Origin of the sequence: Novosphingobium sp. 63-713 (assembly GCF_001898925.1) — a bacterium.
Taxonomy (GTDB): Bacteria; Pseudomonadota; Alphaproteobacteria; order Sphingomonadales; family Sphingomonadaceae; genus Novosphingobium.
Window position 1 is genome coordinate 54,945 of the sequence record NZ_MKVS01000004.1, and the last position, 18,584, is coordinate 73,528.

16 protein-coding genes are annotated in these 18,584 nt (G+C 64.2%); 10 read left to right on the plus strand and 6 right to left on the minus strand.

Annotated elements, in window-relative coordinates; all coding sequences use genetic code 11:
- Positions 1 to 87 precede the first annotated feature (87 nt).
- Together BGP00_RS00605 and BGP00_RS00610 are read left to right on the plus strand one after the other, a co-directional pair.
- Complete coding sequence (locus tag BGP00_RS00605; protein ID WP_168602353.1) at positions 88 to 939, plus strand: p-hydroxycinnamoyl CoA hydratase/lyase; 852 nt, start codon at positions 88 to 90, stop codon at positions 937 to 939.
- 25 nt (positions 940 to 964) lie between these two features.
- Positions 965 to 3,076, plus strand: a complete 2,112-nt coding sequence (locus BGP00_RS00610; RefSeq protein WP_292692662.1) for an acetate--CoA ligase family protein — start codon at positions 965 to 967, stop codon at positions 3,074 to 3,076.
- 9 nt (positions 3,077 to 3,085) lie between these two features.
- On the opposite strand, the gene BGP00_RS00615 is transcribed toward BGP00_RS00610, so the two are convergent.
- Positions 3,086 to 3,937 (minus strand): helix-turn-helix domain-containing protein, encoded by an 852-nt coding sequence (locus BGP00_RS00615; protein WP_292692665.1) that lies wholly within the window; start codon positions 3,935 to 3,937, stop codon positions 3,086 to 3,088.
- 125 nt (positions 3,938 to 4,062) lie between these two features.
- Here BGP00_RS00615 and pobA point away from each other — a divergent pair, with 125 nt between their 5' ends.
- A complete protein-coding gene (gene pobA / locus BGP00_RS00620) occupies positions 4,063 to 5,232 on the plus strand; it encodes a 4-hydroxybenzoate 3-monooxygenase (RefSeq protein WP_292692669.1) in 1,170 nt (389 codons plus the stop codon).
- A gap of 33 nt (positions 5,233 to 5,265) precedes the next feature.
- On the opposite strand, the gene BGP00_RS00625 is transcribed toward pobA, so the two are convergent.
- Entirely contained in the window at positions 5,266 to 6,006 is a 741-nt protein-coding gene (locus tag BGP00_RS00625; RefSeq protein WP_292692672.1) for a hypothetical protein, read from the minus strand.
- A gap of 196 nt (positions 6,007 to 6,202) precedes the next feature.
- Between BGP00_RS00625 and trxB the strand changes: the two genes are divergently transcribed.
- Positions 6,203 to 7,159, plus strand: a complete 957-nt coding sequence (gene trxB, locus BGP00_RS00630) for a thioredoxin-disulfide reductase (RefSeq protein WP_292692675.1) — start codon at positions 6,203 to 6,205, stop codon at positions 7,157 to 7,159.
- Between the two features lie 20 nt (positions 7,160 to 7,179).
- Here trxB and BGP00_RS00635 read toward each other — a convergent pair whose 3' ends face one another.
- The 4 genes from BGP00_RS00635 to BGP00_RS00650 all read right to left on the minus strand — a co-directional run bounded on the left by BGP00_RS00635 (position 7,180) and on the right by BGP00_RS00650 (position 10,112).
- Positions 7,180 to 7,962, minus strand: coding sequence for a hydrolase 1, exosortase A system-associated (locus BGP00_RS00635; RefSeq protein WP_310013122.1), 783 nt, complete (start codon positions 7,960 to 7,962; stop codon positions 7,180 to 7,182).
- Positions 7,962 to 8,654: a hypothetical protein gene (locus BGP00_RS00640; RefSeq protein WP_292692681.1), complete on the minus strand. Its 693-nt coding sequence runs from the start codon at positions 8,652 to 8,654 to the stop codon at positions 7,962 to 7,964. The genes BGP00_RS00635 and BGP00_RS00640 overlap by 1 nt, the downstream gene beginning before the upstream one ends.
- A gap of 54 nt (positions 8,655 to 8,708) precedes the next feature.
- The gene (locus BGP00_RS00645; protein WP_168602361.1) at positions 8,709 to 8,972 is read right to left on the minus strand and encodes an acyl carrier protein; all 264 of its coding nucleotides are present in this window, start codon (positions 8,970 to 8,972) and stop codon (positions 8,709 to 8,711) included.
- Positions 8,973 to 9,092: 120 nt separating this feature from the next.
- Positions 9,093 to 10,112, minus strand: coding sequence for a GNAT family N-acetyltransferase (locus BGP00_RS00650; RefSeq protein WP_292692685.1), 1,020 nt, complete (start codon positions 10,110 to 10,112; stop codon positions 9,093 to 9,095).
- 26 nt (positions 10,113 to 10,138) lie between these two features.
- Between BGP00_RS00650 and BGP00_RS00655 the strand changes: the two genes are divergently transcribed.
- From BGP00_RS00655 to BGP00_RS00680, 6 genes are all read left to right on the plus strand, one after another.
- A complete protein-coding gene (locus BGP00_RS00655) occupies positions 10,139 to 11,707 on the plus strand; it encodes an acyl-CoA ligase (AMP-forming), exosortase A system-associated (RefSeq protein WP_292692687.1) in 1,569 nt (522 codons plus the stop codon).
- On the plus strand, positions 11,704 to 12,933 hold the full coding sequence (locus tag BGP00_RS00660) for a pyridoxal-dependent decarboxylase, exosortase A system-associated (protein WP_292692690.1): 1,230 nt from the start codon (positions 11,704 to 11,706) through the stop codon (positions 12,931 to 12,933). The genes BGP00_RS00655 and BGP00_RS00660 overlap by 4 nt, the downstream gene beginning before the upstream one ends.
- Positions 12,934 to 13,238: 305 nt before the next feature.
- Positions 13,239 to 13,883, plus strand: a complete 645-nt coding sequence (locus tag BGP00_RS00665; protein WP_168602364.1) for an XrtA/PEP-CTERM system exopolysaccharide export protein — start codon at positions 13,239 to 13,241, stop codon at positions 13,881 to 13,883.
- 15 nt (positions 13,884 to 13,898) lie between these two features.
- Entirely contained in the window at positions 13,899 to 15,428 is a 1,530-nt protein-coding gene (locus BGP00_RS00670; protein WP_292692695.1) for an XrtA system polysaccharide chain length determinant, read from the plus strand.
- A gap of 10 nt (positions 15,429 to 15,438) precedes the next feature.
- Positions 15,439 to 16,539 (plus strand): AAA family ATPase, encoded by a 1,101-nt coding sequence (locus tag BGP00_RS00675; protein ID WP_292692698.1) that lies wholly within the window; start codon positions 15,439 to 15,441, stop codon positions 16,537 to 16,539.
- Positions 16,540 to 16,554: 15 nt separating this feature from the next.
- A complete protein-coding gene (locus BGP00_RS00680; RefSeq protein ID WP_292692701.1) occupies positions 16,555 to 18,576 on the plus strand; it encodes a preprotein translocase subunit YajC in 2,022 nt (673 codons plus the stop codon).
- The last annotated feature ends 8 nt before the right edge of the window (positions 18,577 to 18,584 follow it).

Consider the following 18,584-nt stretch of genomic DNA (forward strand, 5'->3'; position numbering starts at 1 on the left):
GGCTTGACGCGCTCGGGATAAATGTTATGAATAATAGCATACGCCGTCCCAAGCGGGAGGCACCGTCCATTCGGAGAGGAGCTTGTCATGACCGAGCAGACCATTGAACGCGCAGAAGAAGATACCGTTGCGGTCCACATCGAGAATCGCATCGCCTGGGTGAAGTACAACCGCCCCGAGAAGCGCAATTGCATGAGCCCCAAGCTGAACCGTCAGATGACGCGCGTGCTTGAAGATCTGGAATTCCGCGAAGACGTGGGCGTGGTCGTGCTGACGGGCGAAGGCTCGGCTTTCTCGGCGGGCATGGACCTTCAGGAATATTTCCGCGAAAACGAACAGAAGGGCCTGTGGGCCACCCGCAAGGCGCAGCGCGAAGCCTATAACTGGTGGGAACGTCTGCGCTGGTATGAAAAGCCGACCATCGGCATGATCAACGGCTGGTGCTTTGGCGGCGCCTATGGTCCGCTCTATGCGGTCGACATCGCCATCGCCTCGGACGATGCCAAGTTCGGCCTTTCGGAAATCAACTGGGGCATCCTGCCCGGCGGCGGCGCGTCCAAGGTGGCGCAGGAACTGATGCCTCTGCGCAAGGCGATGTATCATGCGATGATGGGCGAGAACCTGACCGGCAAGCAGGCCGAAGCGCAGGGTCTGGTGACCGAAAGCGTGCCGCATGACCAGCTCAAGGCCCGCGTGATCGAGATCGCCGAAGCGCTGCTCAAGAAGGACGCCAACGCGCTGCGCGCCACGAAGTGGGCGATGCGCCGCATGGTCGAAATGACCTATGACAATGCCGAAGACTATCTGATCCGCGCGCAGGAAGCGCTGAACGGCTTTGGCGGTCTGGAAGGGCGCAAGGAAGCGACCAAGCAGTTCCTTGACGACAAGACCTTCAAGCCGGGTCTGGGCACGTTCGACATCACCAAGATCAACAAGTAATCATCCTCCGGAGAGGGCAGTAAAGATGGCAAGACTGGAACGGGCGAGCATTGCTCGCCTGCTCAAGCCGCGCAGTGTTGCGGTGGTGGGCGCAAGCGACAAGCCGGGCGCTCTGGGCGCAACGCTGATCAGCAATCTGGACCGTGCCGGATATGCGGGCGCGATTTACCCGATCAATCCCAACCGGGAAAAGATCGGGGAGCGCGCCTGCCTGCCCTCGGTGGATGCTTTGCCCGATGGCGTGGATGTGGCGGTGCTCGCCATTCCCCGCGCCTTCGTGCTGGATACGATCAAGGGCCTTGCCGCGCGCGGCGTGGGCAGCGCGATCATTTTTGCCGCCGGTTTTGCCGAGGATGGCGAAGCGGGCATGGCCGAACAGGCCGAGATCGGGCGCATTGCGGCCGAATCCGGCATGGTGATCGAAGGGCCGAACTGCCTTGGCATGGTCAACCATGTCGATGGCGTGCCGCTGACCTTTGTGGAAACGGCGATTGTGCCGCCCGCCGGACGTCGTTCGGTCTCGGTGGTATCGCAGTCGGGCGCGATGGCGGCGGTGCTGTGCACCACTTTGCTGGCGCGCGAACTGGCCTGCTCCTATTCGGTTTCCACCGGCAACGAGGCGGCTTCGGGCGTGGAGGATTATCTCGACTGGCTGGTCGATGATGCCGATACGCAGGTGATCGCGATGATCGTCGAGCAGTTCCGCGATCCGGCCCGCTTCATCGCGGCGGCGGACCGCGCGCGCGCGGCGGGCAAGCCCATTGTCCTGCTGCACCCCGGCAAGTCCTCGGCGGCGCGCGAAAGCGCGGCCACGCATACCGGCGCCATGGCGGGCGATTACAAGCTGATGCGCGCCAAGGTGGAACGTACCGGCGTGATCTTTGCCGAAACGCTTCAGGAACTGGGCGATATTGCCGAGATCCTGATCCGCTGTGCGGGGATGAGCCACCCTTCGGCCGCCGTGCTGGGCGAGAGCGGCGCGTTCAAGGCGCTGACCCTCGATCTGGCCGAGGAACTGGGTCTGCCGCTGGCCGATCTGCATGATGAGGACAGTCCGGAACTGCGCGCTGCCTTGCCGCCTTTCGTGCCGGTGTCGAACCCGCTCGACATTACCGCGCAGGGCTTGTCGCAGCCGGTGATCTATACGCAGTCCTTGGGCGCGCTGATGGATGATGCGCGCGTGGGCGCGGTCGTGGCCGGCATCATCCAGTCCGATCCGATCACGGCCAAGATCAAGGTGCCTGCGATTGTTGCCGCTCTCGACGGGCGCGAGATCACCAAGCCGCTGGTCTTTGCGGGCCTCGATGAAGGCGCGGATATGCCCGCGCATTACATCGCGGATCTGCGCGCTCGCGGCATTCCCTGGTTCCCCACCACCGAGCGGGCTTTCCGCGCTCTGGCCGCGCTGACGCGGCGGGCGGCGCTGGATCTGACCAATGCGGCCCCGGATGCGCTGTCGGTGGCGGGTCTGGGTGACTATGCAGGCGTGGTGGCCGAATATCAGGCCAAGGCGCTGCTTGGTCCGCTGGGCATCAGCTTCCCCACGGGTCAGTTCGCGGCGGATGCCGAAGCTGCTGTGGCTGCGGCCGAAGCCGTGGGCTATCCGGTGGCGATGAAGGCGCAGGCGGCTGCTCTGGGCCACAAGTCGGACGCTGGCGGAGTGATGCTCAATCTGGCGGATGCTGACGCTGTGCTTGCGGCTTTCCCCAAGATGATGGCCAATGTCGCGGCCTATGATGCCTCGATCAATCTCGACGGCGTGCTGATCGAGAAGATGGGCAAGCGCGGTCTGGAAATGATCGTGGGCGCCAAGAATGATCCTGAATGGGGTCCGGTGGTGCTGGCCGGTTTTGGTGGGGTGACGGCGGAAATTCTGGCCGACGTGGCACTGATTACGCCCGACCTGTCGGAAGACGCCATTGTCGATAAGCTCTATGGGCTGAAGCAGGCCGCTTTGCTCAAGGGCTATCGCGGTTCGCCTGCGCTGGACGTGGCGGCGCTGGCCAAGCTGATCCGTCAGATCAGCGCGGTCTTGCTGGCCGAACCGTCCATTCTGGAAATGGACCTCAACCCGGTCATCCTGCATCCCGCTGGCGAGGGCGTTGTGGCGCTCGATGCGCTGATGCTGGTAAAGTAAACGGTGAACTCAGGCGGAGTGATCTCGCTCCGCCTGAGGCCGCTGGCCCATCACGCGCAGGTAAAAGCGCGAGAAATAGGACGGGTCGGCAAAGCCCAATTCCTGCGCGATCTGGGTGATGGTCGCATTGGTATAGCGCAGCAGGCGCTGCGCCTCGACGCCCAGACGGCGATGGATGACCTCCAGCGGGCTGCCCCCCAGACGGGCATGGCACAGGCGCCCCAGCGTTCGCGGTGTGCAGCCGATATGATCGGCGTAAAAATCCAGACCGCGATGTTCGCGCAGATGCACCTCGACCAGATGGCGGAATTGCGCGAGGCGGCGGTCATCCACGCTCTCGGCGCTCAATTCCGGGTCGGGCAGGCTTCGCGCCAAAGCCTCGGCCATGGCGAGGAAGAGATGACCGTCCTGCCATTCCTGCGCCAGAGCGTTCATTTCCCCGGCCAGCAGGCCCACACGCCGCGCCGCGCTTTCGCCCATCGTGCCATGGCCGCCCTTGGCCAATAATCGTTGCAGCGGATCATCCGCCCCCTGCGCGCGGCCTGCAAAATCGAGCGAGAGCGTCAGCACATGGCCATGGGTGCCGGGGCTGAAGCGAAAGCCATGCACGCTGCCCGCGGGCAGCACGACATAAGCGGGCGGCACCAGTGCGAAACGCGCGCCATCCAGCGTCACCTCGGCTTGGCCTGCGCTAACGATAAGTACCTGAATGCCGCGTTCATGGCGATGGGGCGAGATTTCCCAGTCATGCAGGCTGGATCGTTCGGCAATCGTCTCGATATGGGCAAAACCGGCGGGCGAGGGCGTATTGCTCTCGCCAAACAGGCCATAGACGGGAATGGCAGGGGATGTGTCGCGCATGTCCGAAAAGTGCCAATAGAATGACCGACCCATCCCTTTCCGCATGGCTGCGCCAATGTCAATGTCCGCGCCAATCGGCCTGCCCCCGCAACGTAGGCTGTAGGTGGAATTAGGGAGATAAATCCATGAAAACTCAGGTCGCCATCATTGGCGCCGGGCCTGCGGGTCTGCTGCTGGGCCATTTGCTGAAATCCGAAGGCGTCGATTGCGTGGTGCTCGAACGCCAGACCGGCGATTATGTGCTGGGCCGCATCCGTGCGGGCGTGCTGGAACAGATCACCGTTGGCCTGATGGAGCGCCTTGGTCTGGACGCGCGCCTCAAGGCCGAGGGGCTGGTTGAGGAAGGCTTCAATCTGGCCGATGGCGAACGCCTGATCCGCATTGATGTGGCGAACCTGACCGGCAAGACCGTGGTGGTTTACGGCCAGACCGAGATCACCAAGGACCTGATGGATGCCGCCCCCTCGCGCGGGCTGGAGGTGATCTATCAGGCGGGCGACGTTGCGCTGCATGACATCGAATCCGAAGCGCCCTATGTCACCTATACCAAGGAAGGGGCCGAGCATCGCATCGACGCGCGCTTTATCGTGGGCTGCGACGGTTTCCACGGCCCCAGCCGCAAGGCGATTCCCGCCAGCGTCGCGCGCGAGTTCGAGCGGGTCTATCCTTTCGGCTGGCTGGGCATTCTGGCCGATGTGCCGCCCTGCAACCATGAGCTGATCTATGCCAACCATGAGCGCGGCTTTGCGCTGGCCTCGATGCGTTCGCATACGCGCAGCCGCTATTATGTCGACGTGCCGCTGACCGAAAAGATCGAGGATTGGTCGGATGATCGTGTGTGGGACGAGCTGGCGATCCGCCTTGGCCCGGATGCGGCGGCCAATATCACGCGCGGGCCCAGCATCGAAAAGAGCATCGCCCCGCTGCGCTCCTATGTGTTCGAACCGATGCGCCATGGCAGCCTGCTGCTCTGCGGGGATGCCGCCCATATCGTGCCGCCCACCGGGGCCAAGGGGCTCAACCTTGCCGCATCCGACGTGCATTATGCCGCCGAGGCGCTGGTCGGCTTCTTCCGCCGCGCCGACAATGATGCGGTGATCGGCTATTCCGCCAAGGCGCTGGCCCGCGTTTGGAAGTCGGAGCGTTTCAGCTGGTCGCTGACCAAGCTGATGCACCGCTTGCCCGAGGACGGCCCGTTCGAACGCGCGATGCAGGTGGCCGAGCTCGACTATATCGCCACCAGCAAGGCGGCCCAGACCAGCATTGCCGAAAATTACGTCGGCCTGCCTGTATAATACCCGTGGGGCGGAGGGGAAACCTTCCGCCCCTTACAGTTTCCAGTTGAAGTTCAGATTGACATAGGTCCGGTTCGGCTGGTTCGCGCTGCCCGGCCCCAGGCGCATGTCATAGCCGGTTTCGGCCGAGAGCGACTTGTCCTTGCCCAGCAGTTTGAGCCGGGCCACCGCGCCCGCATCATGCCGGGCCAGAGGCGCGAAATTGTCGAATGTCCCCAGATCGCCCCGCGCCACCATACCCAGCGCCAGCGCTGAATTGAGCCGATAAAACGCGCTGGAATTATAGGAAAGATGCATGGGGTTGGGGTTGGCCAGCGACTTGTTGCCCTTCACATCGACCTGCAGATCGACCGGGCCGGACATATGGCGCAGCTTCACATTGGTGGCCATATTGCGTGCATCGGCAAAGCGCTGCTCGATGCCCACGGCCAGCAGGCGGGGATCGCCCAGCTTGTACGTGCCCAGATCCTGAAACTTGACGCCCGGATCGGGGAACATGTCGTTCTTGCCATGCTTGGCGCCGTTGACCACGATGGCGCGGCCATTCACGGTTCCGCCCCAACTGTCGGGCGAAAATCCGGTATATTGCCCCGTGGCCGCAATGTTCATGGCCAGCGCCGCATCCATCGCCCGTTCCAGTTCCGGTCCGGTTTCATCGGCAATGGCCATGGCCGTTTCCTCGACCGAGGTTTCCTCGCGCATGTCGATGCTGCCCTGCAGCGCCTCGGGCCAGCGGACAGGCATATCCTGCGCACACGCGGGGGCGGCGGACATCAGGGCGCAAAGGCCAGAGATGAGAGGGCGAATGATCATGGCCGGTTCTAAACTGCGTGAACAAAATCCAGACTTGGCCGCACTATAGCGAATATTGGGCCAAGGAACAGAGCGCCATACTGGCTTTCCTTGCAACTCCTGCCTATCTCGGCGCGGTTAGGAAAGTGAGAATCGCATGGCAACGCATACTACTCGGATGCTCATCATTGGTTCCGGCCCGGCCGGGCTGACCGCGGCGATCTATGGCGCGCGGGCGGGTTTGAACCCTATCGTGGTGCAGGGGCTTCAGCCCGGCGGGCAATTGACCATCACCACCGACGTTGAAAACTATCCCGGTTTCCGTGAAGCGGTGCAGGGCCCCTGGCTGGTGCAGGAAATGCAGGCGCAGGCCGAGCATGTGGGCACGCGGATGATGTGGGACACGATTGTCGATATCGACCTGTCGGGGCCTCCTTTCCGCGCCATCGGCGATTCGGGCGATGTCTATGAAGGCGACACGCTGGTCATCTGCACCGGGGCGCAGGCCAAGTGGCTGGGCACAAAGGGCGAGCAGGAATTTTCGGGCAAGGGCGTTTCGGCCTGCGCCACCTGCGACGGCTTCTTCTATCGCGGCAAGAAGGTCGTGGTGATCGGCGGCGGCAATACGGCGGTCGAGGAAGCGCTTTACCTCACCAACCATTCGCAGGACGTGACGCTGATCCACCGCCGCGATTCTTTGCGCGCGGAAAAGATCCTGCAGGACCGCCTGTTTGCACATCCTAACATCAAGGTGTTGTGGAACAAGGAAGTCGAGGAATTTGTTGGCGATGGCGCCATCGGCGGGGCGGGCCTGACGGGTCTGGCGCTGGTCGATACGGTCACGGGCGAAAAGTCGGTCGAACCGGCGCAGGGGGCTTTTGTGGCTATCGGCCATGCGCCCGCCACCGAATTGTTCAAGGGCAAGCTGGAGCTGGACGAAAGCGGCTATATCGTGGTCCAGCCCGGCACGCCCAAGACCGCGATCCCCGGCGTGTTTGCGGCTGGCGACGTGATGGACCACACCTATCGTCAGGCCGTGACGGCGGCGGGCACGGGCTGCATGGCGGCGCTGGATGCGGAACGCTTCGTCGGCGCGCTGGATTTTGCCGCGCAGGCAGCCAAGGCGGACGCCTGATCGTAAAAGGGGCGGCGGGTTTACGCGCCGCCCTTTAGCGCCCCGATGATCTGCGCCATCAGCCATTCGCGCGCATGGGGTTCGACAAAGGAATGGCTGGCCCCATCGCAGCGGGCGATCCGCGCATCCTTGCCGTCCCACACCCCCGCAAAGGCCTGCGCGGTCGAATCGTTGCCCGCCAGCAGCAGTCGCACCGGACCGGTAAACGCGCCCAGCCCATCGCGCATTTGCTGCACCAGAGGCGCAGGCGGCGGCGCGGGCCGCGCCAGACGCAGCAGCGAGCCGAGCAGGCTGGCCAGCGAAACTTTCCCCGTCAGCAAGCGCATCAGCGCATCACTATTGACCAAACGCTTGCGATAATGCGCGCGCAGGGCCTGCACCGAGGGGCCTGCATTCTCTTCCTCAAACGTCCAGGGGTTGGACAGCACCAGCGCATCCACCCCCGCGCCCGAGGACAGCATCAGCGCGCTGGCCGCATCGCAATTGCCCAGCGCGATCACGCGGGTCATGGACGGCACCGCCGCGCGAAACGCCGCAATCGCCGCCGCCAGATCGGGCGCGGAAGACTGGAACCCGCCATTGGCCCCCTCGCTGTCGCCCACGCCGCGCCGGTCGAAACGGAATGCGGCATAGCCTTGCGCCACCGCGCCCTCGGCAATGCGGGCATGGCTGCCCCATGCGCCGCTGCGGATTTCATTGCCGCCCGAAACGATCAGCAGGCCGGTGGTGGGCGCCGCATCGGGCAGGTCGAGCGTGGCGAAGAGCATGGCGCCCTCGCAAGGAAAGCTCAGCATCTGCCGCATCACGCCGTCTCCTTCTGCGCCAGAGCGACGGCGATGATCGCGGCCAGAGCATCGGCTTGGCCTGCATCCTCGCCCGGTTCGGGGCGCAGCCACAATCCGGGGCCGCCCAGCCCGTCCTGCGTGATGGTCTGAACGGCGGGGTCCTCGCGCGCGACCAAACCACCAAATTCCGCGATAAAATCGGCCCCCAGGCGATATCCGGCCAGTTCCAGCCCATGCACCCGTCCGGCTTCGAGCAGACTGTCCTGCGTTTCGCTGCGCCCCGCCTCACGCGCGGCAAGGATGCGCGCGCGCAGCATCTGGCGCAACTGGCTGGCCCCGGCCACCGGCGCGTAATACCATCCCGGCACCCCGCGCGGCGCGGCCAGCGCTCCGCCTCGGATGGTTAGCATATGGCTGGCCGTGAAATGGCGCGCGGCCCCTTCCATCGCCACCTGCCAGTCGCCGGGCGTTTGGGCCTCCAGCGGCAGGATGCTTTCGTTAAACCCCGGCAGATCGGGCAAGACGCAGGCGATCCCGCTGGCCGCCAGCCGCCGCATCACCTCGACGGTAAAGCGGCGCAGCTTGTTGCCCTCGTCAAACAGCGCCGGAACGATCAGCAGACAGGCCTTGGCCGCGCCTTCGGGGCGCAGCGTCAAAACCCATTCCTCCACCGTTCCGCCGCCCGGCAGCGGGCAGGGCCATTGGGTCATTTCTCGCAACCGAACAGTTCCTTATATGGGTTCAGGCCGCGCCGGTTCTTCGTTTCAGGTCGCGCTCCGGCGCTCCGTCACGAAATTCAGCAGCGAGCCGTAATCGGCCAGCATGTCGCCATCGACATCCTCATCCTCGACGATGATGCCCAGACGGTCCTCGATCTCCGTCAGCAGCCCGGCCACCGCCATCGAATCCAGTTCGGGCAGATGGCCAAACAGGCCGGTTTGCGCCGTAAAAGCCTCGGCCTGGCCCGGTTTCAGCCCCAGCACATCGCGCAGGATGGCGCGGAGCAGTTGGTCGGTGTCGTCTTGCATGAGAGTCCTGTAGGTTTAATTCACCATGCCCCGGTAGCCGCCCTGTGGGTTTGCCTCAAGCCTTGGCTGCATAGCGGCATTTGGTTTCCAAATTATCGACGCCGAATTATTTGGGTTAAATCATCTGGGCCTATCAAACCACCGACGCAGCAGCGATTTGGCGATCGCCCCCCACTGGCCGGGGCGCAGCGGGTGATAGGCGGTGATTCGGTAGCGCGGGCGGGATTCCTCCATCCAGTCGCGTTTGTAGGGATCATCGCCCGTGCCAAAATCGACGGTATGCACATGGTCGCCGTCGATCACCCGTTCAAACAGCGCCGCCGAGAGGCTGGTGCCCGGCGAGATCGGCTTGGCCGCCTCGATATAGGCCAGCTTGTGAATATAGGCGGTGCCGTTTTCGACGGTCCACATCTGGGCGGCAACGGGCTGGTTCACCCCCTCGATCTCGCCATGGGCCACACCCATGCGCAAACGGCCCGCTGCGCCTTCTTCCTGCGCGAAACGGCGCAAGAGGGCAGGCGAACCTTCCTCCGGCTTCCAGCTTTGCGCATAGATGGCCTCGTAATCATCCCATGCGGCATCGGAAAAGGCGTCATAGAGGGTGATCGAAACCTTCTTGGCCTTGCGCTTCAACGTGGTGCGCAAAGGGCCGGGGCGGGCGGCGAGATAGTCCGCATAGGACCGCCCGTTCAGGCGCAGAAAGTGATTGGTGTCGCAAGGCGCGCCCTCGACAAACCAGCCCGCGCGGGCAAAGGCAGCCTCCAGCAGGCCGGCCTCGCCATCCTCATCGGGCACTGGCCAGAGCGTGACCCGCCCCGTGCGCCCCTTCAGATCACGCGCCAGCGCCGTAAGCAGCCCCAGCCCATCGGCCTCCGCCGAGACGCGGGGCCGCACCGTAAAGGCATACCAATTGGCCAGCGGCCCCAAACCATCCATGCGATGCGCCAGCGGCAGTACTGCGACATTATCCCCATCCCGCGCCACACCCAGCATCGGGCGCACCCCGCCCAGTTCGGCAAGGCCCGCAAACCATTCCAGCCGGTCAAAAGGGCCGGGCGCAACAGGGGCACGCAGCAGCGCGCCCAGCGCATAATCGCCTTGCAGTTCGTTAAGGTTAGCGTGATAGCTGAGCCGGGTCACAAGCCTGTCCGAAATCGGGAAAATCCATGGTACAGCACAGTATTCCGCTCGAAACCGCTCCTTTGCCGCTGGACCATCTGGCGATCCGGGGCAGGGATGAGGCTCCGGCTCTCGTGCTGCGCGAAGGTGTTCTTAGCTATAAGGATTTAACAGAGCGTGTCGGTGCGATGGCGGCATGGCTGGCGGCGCGTGCGGAGCCGGGCGCGCGCATCGCCACATGGGCGGCCAAGGGCGAACTGACTTGCCTGATGCCTCTGGCGGCGGCGCGGGCGGGGATGGTGCATGTGCCGATCAATCCGCTGCTCAAGCGGGCGCAGGTGGCGCATATTCTGGCCGACAGCGGGGCGGCGCTGCTGATCGCCACGCCCGCGCGGCTGGCTTCGCTGGAGGCGGCCGATGCGGATTGCCCGACCATGGGCGAGGGCGAGGCGATTGAGGAGAGCCGTGGTTTCGATCCGCTGGGGCCTTCGCAGGGCGATCCCGATGATCTGGCCGCGATCCTTTATACCAGTGGTTCGACGGGGCGACCCAAGGGGGTGATGCTGTCCCACGCCAATATGTGGCTGGGGGCGCAGAGTGTGGCGGCCTATCTGGAGCTGCGCGAGGATGACCGGGCGCTCGCCGTGCTGCCTTTGAGTTTCGATTATGGGCAGAACCAGTTGCTCTCGCACTGGTATGCCGGGGCCAGCGCGGTGCCGCTCGATTATCTGATGCCGCGCGATGTGGTGAAGGCCATCGATCGCCATGATGTGACCACGCTGGCCTGCGTCCCGCCGCTCTGGGTGCAATTGACCGAGCAGGAATGGCCCGCGCATGTGGCCGCCAAATTGCGGCGGCTGACCAACAGCGGGGGGGCGTTGACGGTCGATCTGGTGCACCGCCTGCGGGGGATATTTCCCGATGCGCGCCTGTTCGCCATGTATGGATTGACCGAGGCGTTTCGTTCGACCTTCCTCGATCCCGCGCTGATCGACGCAAATCCCACCAGCATGGGGCGCGCGATCCCTCATGCCGAAATCCTGGTGGTGCGCGATGATGGCGCCATCGCCGGGGATGATGAGGAAGGCGAGCTGGTCCATTGCGGCCCGCTGGTGGCCAAGGGCTATTGGCAGGATGAGGTGCGCACCGCAGAGCGCTATAAGCCCGCACCAGAAGCCAGCACCTATGGCGGCATGGCGGTGTGGAGCGGCGACAGGGTGCGGCGCGATGCGGCGGGCCTGCTTTATTTCGTGGGGCGGCGCGATGCGATGATCAAATCCGCGGGCAACCGCATCAGTCCCCAGGAGATCGAGGATGCCGCCGTCGCCACCGGATTGGTGGCCGAGGCGGTGGCGCTGGGCCTGCCCGATGATCGGCTGGGCCATGCGGTCTGTCTGGTGGTGCGCGCTGTGCCGGGCGTGCAAAACCCGGCCGAGGAATTGCCCCGAAGGTTGAAAGCCGATCTGCCCAATTTCATGCAGCCTTCGGTGATCCACTGGAAGGAGGCCATGCCCATCAGCCCCAATGGCAAATTGGACCGCACAGGATTGTATCAGGAAATGCTGGAATGGAAGATTGCCGTCGATCAGGCCACCTCGCGGGAGCGTGATGCATGAAGCCTTTGGGGCCGATTCCGGCGGGTTTTGCCGGGCGTGACGGGGTTTTGACGATTGACGGGGCCAAGGTCACCGAACTGATCGCGCAGAGCGGGGGGGCAACGCCGCTCTTCATCTATTCGGGCGCCATGCTGCGCGCGCGGGTGGCGGATCTGCGCGCGGCGATGCCGGACCGGCTGGCCATCCATTATGCGATGAAGGCCAATCCCTTTGCGCCCCTGCTGCGGCTGATGAGCGGGCTGGTCGATGGGTTCGACATTGCCAGCGGCGGCGAGTTGGGCATGGCGCTCGAGGCGGGGCTGGACCCTGAGAGGATCAGCTTTGCCGGGCCGGGCAAGCGCGACATGGAATTGCAGGCTGCAATCATGCGCGGGGTCACGCTCAATCTGGAATCCGAAGGCGAGGCGGAGCGCGCGCTGAAGATCGCCGAGCGAATCGGCAAGACTCCCAGGCTGGCGATACGGGTAAATCCCGATTTCGGCCTTGCGGGCAGCGGTATGAAGATGGGCGGCGGGGCCAAGCCCTTTGGCGTGGATGCCGAGCGCGTGCCCGAACTGGCCCGGCGAATCGTTGCGGCAGGGGCGCAGTGGCGAGGATTTCATATCTTCGCCGGGTCGCAATCGCTCTATACCGATGCGATCATCGAGACACAGGCCCAGACCATCAAACTGGCCGCCCGGCTGGCCGAGGAGGCGGGCGTTGGCCTGCCGCATTGCAATCTGGGCGGGGGCATGGGCATTCCCTATTTCCCCGGCGACACGCCTGTCGATGCGGAGCGTGTGGGCGAGGCATTGGCGCACGAATTTGAACAGATGCCTGACGTTCTGGCCGAAACTCAGTTCTGCATCGAACTGGGCCGTTATCTGGTGGGCGAGGCGGGAGTTTACTTGACCCGTATTGTCGATCGCAAGATCAGTCATGGCGAAGTCTATCTGGTGACGGATGGCGGATTGCATCACCAACTGGCCGCCAGCGGCAATTTCGGCACGGTCGTGCGGCGCAACTATCCCGTTGCCATCGCCACGAAATTCGGCGCCGAATCGGTTGAAGAGGCCAGCGTCGTGGGCTGTCTTTGCACCCCGCTTGACCGGCTGGCCGACAAGGCGGGCTTTCCCCATGCCGATGTGGGCGATCTGGTCGCGGTGTTCTGCGCGGGCGCCTATGGGGCCAGCGCCAGCCCTTCGGCCTTCCTCGGACAGGGCCCGGCGCGCGAGATGATGGTATAGGGTTTATTGCCTAGTCGCGACGGCTTCGCCTTTACCAATATGGCTTTACTTTGCCTGACGCGCATCGGGCAAAGTTTTGCGCAAGACGCGCCAAGACGCCGCAAGAATCCCGGCTGTTAAGAAGTTTCCGGCAATTGTCCCTATCTGGGACCACTATCCAAAAAGGCCGGATTTGGCCGATTGCGTGCCGCAATGGCTAACCGGATCTTTACCCTTCTTGCCCATACCGCACCTTGAACTGCCGTACCTTCCATCAGGAATGCATCCTGTTGGGCAACCGGACGGCGCCGTCGAGGAAAAGGACCATGTCGAGCAAGAGTTTTGCAACGCTGCTTGGCGGAGCTGCGCTGGCCAGCGTCGCCATGGCGGGCTGCGCCGACGCTAGAACCGCCCCGCGTTTGCCCTCCGCCAACTTTGTCGCGCTTCAGGAAGGGCCGGGCGAGGATTACGTGATCGGGCCGATGGACGAACTGACCGTGTTCGTCTGGCGCAACCCCGAACTGGGCGCGCGCGTCCAGGTCCGCCCCGATGGCCGCATCACCACGCCGCTGATCGCCGACCTGCCCGCCACGGGCAAGACGCCCAGCATGCTGGCGCAGGACATCCAGCTTCAGCTCAGCCAGTATATTCAGGACCCGCTGGTCTCGGTGATCGTCAACCGCTTTGCCGGCACGTTCTCTGAACAGATCCGCATCGTCGGCGCCACCGGGCGCCCCGCCTCGATCCCCTATCGCGCGAACATGACCATTCTGGACGCGATGATTGCGGTGGGCGGGATGAATGAATTTGCGGCCGGCAACCGTTCGAAGCTGGTTCGCTTCGACAAGGCCACCGGCAAGCAGAAGGAATTTTCGCTGCGCTTGGGCGACCTTTTCAAGAAGGGCGATTCCAAGGCCAACGTGATGCTGATGCCGGGCGATGTGATCATCATCCCCGAAAGCATCTTCTAAGCAGGGGGCCATCCGATGAATACGCTTCTGGAAGATTTCCGGGCCACGTTGCACAGTATCTGGCAACGCCGCTGGCTTGCGCTCGCTGTGGCGTGGGTGGTGTGCGTTCTGGGCTGGCTGGGTGTTTCGATGGTGCCCAACACCTATGAATCGCGCGCGCGCATCTTTGTCCAGCTCTACGATCCGCTGGCTGCGCAGGTCGGCATCAACGACACCGACCGCAAGGCCGCCATCGACAAGGTGCGCGATTCGCTGACCGGCACGCTCAATCTGGAGCGCGTGATCCGCTCGACCCGTCTGGGCGAGAACATCACCACGCGCAAGCAGATGGACGGCGCCGTGGCGGGCCTTGGCAAGGCGATCAAGATCAACGCCGATCAGGAAAACCTGTTCACCATCACGGCGCGTTCGTCTTCGATGCGCTATTCCGATGGCGAAAACGCCCGCCTGTCGCGCGATGTCGTCCAGAAGCTGATCGACATTTTCCGTGAGGAAAACCAGAACGGCGGGCAGGGCGAAATGAAGCAGACGCTTCAGTTCCTCGACCAGCAGCTGGCCAACCGTCAGGGCGAGCTTCAGGCTGCCGAACAGCGCCGTCTGGCCTTTGAATCGCAGCATCCCGAACTGGCGCAGGGCGGCGTTTCGCTGATCCAGCGTCTGGAACAGAGCCGCGCTTCGATCCGTGGCCTCGACGCCGACATTGCCGCCGCGCAAAGCTCGCTTGCCGCCATTCAGGCGCAGGTGGCCAGCACGCCCCAGACCGTGGCCGTTTCCGGCCCCACCGGCGGCCTGCGCGGTCAGCTGGCTCAGGTCCAGTCGGATCTGGCGATGATGCGCGCTCGCGGGCTGACGGAAAACCACCCCGACGTGATCACCGCGCGCAACCAGATCGTCTCGCTGCGCCAGCAGATCAAGGCGGAAGGCAATTCGGGCGTCGCCTCGGGCACGCCGAACCCGGCCTACAGCTCGCTCGAATCGATCCGCGCCGAACGTCAGGCCAACCTGCAATCGCTGCAGGCCCGCCGCACTGCCGCCGAAGGCGAGATCGCCCAGATCACCTCGCAGCAGTTCACCAATCCTGAACTGATGCAGGAAGCCCAGAACATCAGCCGCGACTATGACGTGCTGAAGAGTCAGTATGACAAGATGCTGACCGACCGCGAAAACCTGCGCCTCAAGGGCCAGGTCGTCTCGGCCCGCGGCACGGCCAAGGTTGATGTGCTCGATCCGCCGGTTCTGCCTCGCGCGCCCACCGCGCCCAATCGTCCGCTGTTGCTGCTGATCGTTCTGGCAGGTGGCATTGTGGCCGGGATTGGCGTGGCTTTCGCCACCGGTGAGCTTCAGTCGAGCTTCTCGACCACGAGCAAGCTGGAGCGTTCGACGGGTCTGCCGGTGCTGGGCGCCATTTCCCAGACGCTGACCGCCGAAGGGGCGGCCAGCAAGGCGCGCCGCACCCGCAACTTCTACGCTGCATCGGCGGCTCTGGGCGGTGTGTTTGCCCTGCTGCTGGCGATGGAATTCATCCAGCGCGGCACGATCGCCTGAGGAGGATGACATGAACGAACCTCTCAAGAATCAGGACTTTCCGCAAAAGCCGGAAGAATCGCACAGCTCGCTGATCCAGCGCGCGATGCAGGCCTTCGATCGCGGCCAGTTCGTGCCGCCTTCGGGTCCGGCCGATCTGCTGCCCCCCTCGCTGACGCCGCAGGCGCCGCAAGGGATCGCCGCCGCCCAGCCGCAGGCCTATGCGCCGGTCAACCCGAAAGCACCGGTCAATCCGCAGGCTTATGCCCCGGCACCGATCGTGGCCCCGGTCGCCTCGCCGCCGCAGTATGGCGGGCAGACCTATGGCGAGCCGGGCGCCCATGCCACCCAATTTGCGCCCCAGCAGCCTGCCCATGCGCCCGCTGCTCCGGCGCAAGCCTTTCACCGCATCAACCACCAGCGCCTCGCTCTGGAAGGTTTCGCGGTGCCGGGCGGCGCGGCCAATGCGCAGGTCGAGGAATTCCGCATCGTCAAGCGTCAGCTTCTCGAACAGGTCGAGGATCTGCGCCGTCAGGGCGCAGGCGTCGAGGCCCAGGCGATCCTGGTGACTTCGGCTCTGCCCGAGGAAGGCAAGACCTTCGTGGCGATCAACCTTGCCATGTCGATCGCGGCGGAAAAGGACAGCGAAGTCGTGCTGGTCGATCTCGACATGGCGCGTTCGTCGGTGCTCTCCACGCTGGGCCTGCCTTCGGGTCCGGGCCTGGTCGATGCGATTGCCGATCCGCGCATCGATGTGCGTGATCTGGTCATCAAGACCGATCTGGGCGGGCTTTCGGTGCTGCCGGGCGGCCGCCCGACGGCGTCGGACTCCGAATATCTGGCCTCGGCCCGCGCCAAGGCGGTGCTGGCCCGGCTGGTCGAAGGACACCCGAATCGCGTGGTCGTGTTTGACACGCCGCCGGTTCTGGCCGCAGCCTTGGCGGTCGAGGTCGCCAAGCTGTCGGCCCAGACCGTGCTGGTGGTGAAGGCCGAAAAGACCTCGGGCAGCGCGGTGCAGGATGCCGCAGGGCTGCTCTCGGCGGGCTGTCCCAATGTGCAGGCGCTGCTCAACGGGGTGCAGTTCAGCCCCAGCGGCCGTCGCTTCGGCACCTATCACAACTATCGCGGGTAATTGATCATGCGGGCGATGCCTCATCGGATTTCTGTTCTGGCGCTGGGCGCGGTGCTGGCGGCTTTGCCGCAGGTGGCCGCCGCCCAGCCCCGCCAGACCGCCGCTCAGACACAGGGTCTGAACGATGCGGCGATGCAGGCCATCGCCCCCAATCTTGCCGACAACACCATCCAGACCACCGACAACAGCCGCGACAATGGCGCGCAGGGCGTGGTCCAGCAGGATCAGGCGATCGGGGCCAATCCCTATACGCCCTTCTCCTATGACAATGACGTGACCTATACGCAGGCCGATGGTTTGCGCACCAGCAACACCAACCGGCGCGAAACCCCGGCCGACCGCGCGGGCCGCTATTACGGCGCGGCCTACAGCAGCGGCGATCTGGCCTCGGCGGCCTATTCGGACGACGATTACAATTCCACGCGCGGCAAGACCACGATGAAGCCGCGCCGCCTTGGCGTGTTTGATCAGGGCACGGTGGACAAGCGCCGTCTGGCGATCCGCCCCTATATCGAGGCCGCGCAGGTGGTGCAGGCCAATCTGGGTTCGCGCAGCGGCCTTGCCTATAATGACGATGTCGTCACCTATTCGACCTTGGCGGCGGGCGCCGACGCCACGATCAACGGGCGCAACAATCAGGGCGTGATTTCCGCGCGTTACGAGCGCCGCTTTACCTGGAACCGCAAGAGCAACACCGATGGCGTGACGGGCATCGCGCGTATGTCCTCCTCCATCGTCCCCAATGCGCTGCGCGTCGATTACGGCGGCTTTGCCAACCGCACTTATGTGACCGAAACCGGCGCGGCCTTTGGGTCGAGCGCGGTGGGCGCGGATTCGCTGACGCAGGTTTACTCGGTCTATGCCGGGCCGACGCTGGCCACGCAAAAGGGCGATGTGGCCGTGACCGCGCATTATCATGCCGGTTACACCGCGCTCAATTCGCAGGGCAATGTGACGGCCAACGGCGTTTCGGCGGGCGTGGACCGGCTCGACCATTCGACGGTGCAGGAAGGCCGCTTTGCCATCGGCAACCGTCCGGGCGAGGGGCTTCCCGTCGGCCTTGGCGTGGATGCGGGCATCTATCAGGAAGACGTCTCGAACCTGACCCAGCGGGTCAGCGACAAGCACGCGCGCGCCTCGATCACCATCCCCGTGGCCGATGACGTTTCGCTGGTGGGCGGCGCGGGCTATGAGCATGTGCGGGTTTCGGCGCGCAACGCCAAATTCGACAGCGCGGGCAATGTGGTGGTCGACGCCAATGGCCGCTATGTCACCGATTACTCGCAGGGCCGCCAGATCGCCTTCGACACCGAGGGCCTGATCTGGGACGCGGGCGTTGTCTGGCGCCCCAGCCGCCGCACCAACATGGAATTCCATGTGGGCGAGCGTTATGGCCGTCTGGGCGGCTATGGCTTCATCAATTATCAGCCCGACGATCATTCCAGCTTCAATCTGGTGGTCTATCAGGGCGTGACGGGCTTTGGCGGGGCGCTGACCAACTCTCTCTTCAACCTGCCCACGCAATTTTCGACCGTGCGCGATGCGATCACCGGCAATCTGTCGAGCTGTGTTGCGGCGGCCACCTCGGGCAACTGCCTTGCCGGGTCGATCGGTTCGGTCAATTCCACGGTCTATCGCGGCAATGGCTTTTCGGCCGGTTATTCGTTTGACCACAGCCGCCTGCGCGGCGGTATCGGCTTTGGCTATGAGCGCCGCCAGTACATCACCGCGCCCAACACCATTCTGGCCAATATCAACGGCAAGGTGGACCAGTATTACTGGGTCTCGACCTATCTGGGCTATCACGTGACGCCCCGTTCGACCTTTGGCGCCACGCTGGACGGGTATAAGTATATCAGCGGCCTCAACACTGCGCAGGGCGACATCAACGCCATTCGCGCCGTGGGCCTTTATCAGTATTACATGTCGCGCCACCTGACGGCGACCGCATCCTTGGCTCTGGACGGGATCACCCGCGAAAAGGCCGATGACCTGTGGAGCACGGCGGCCGCGCTTGGTATGCGTTACACCTTCTGATCCCATTG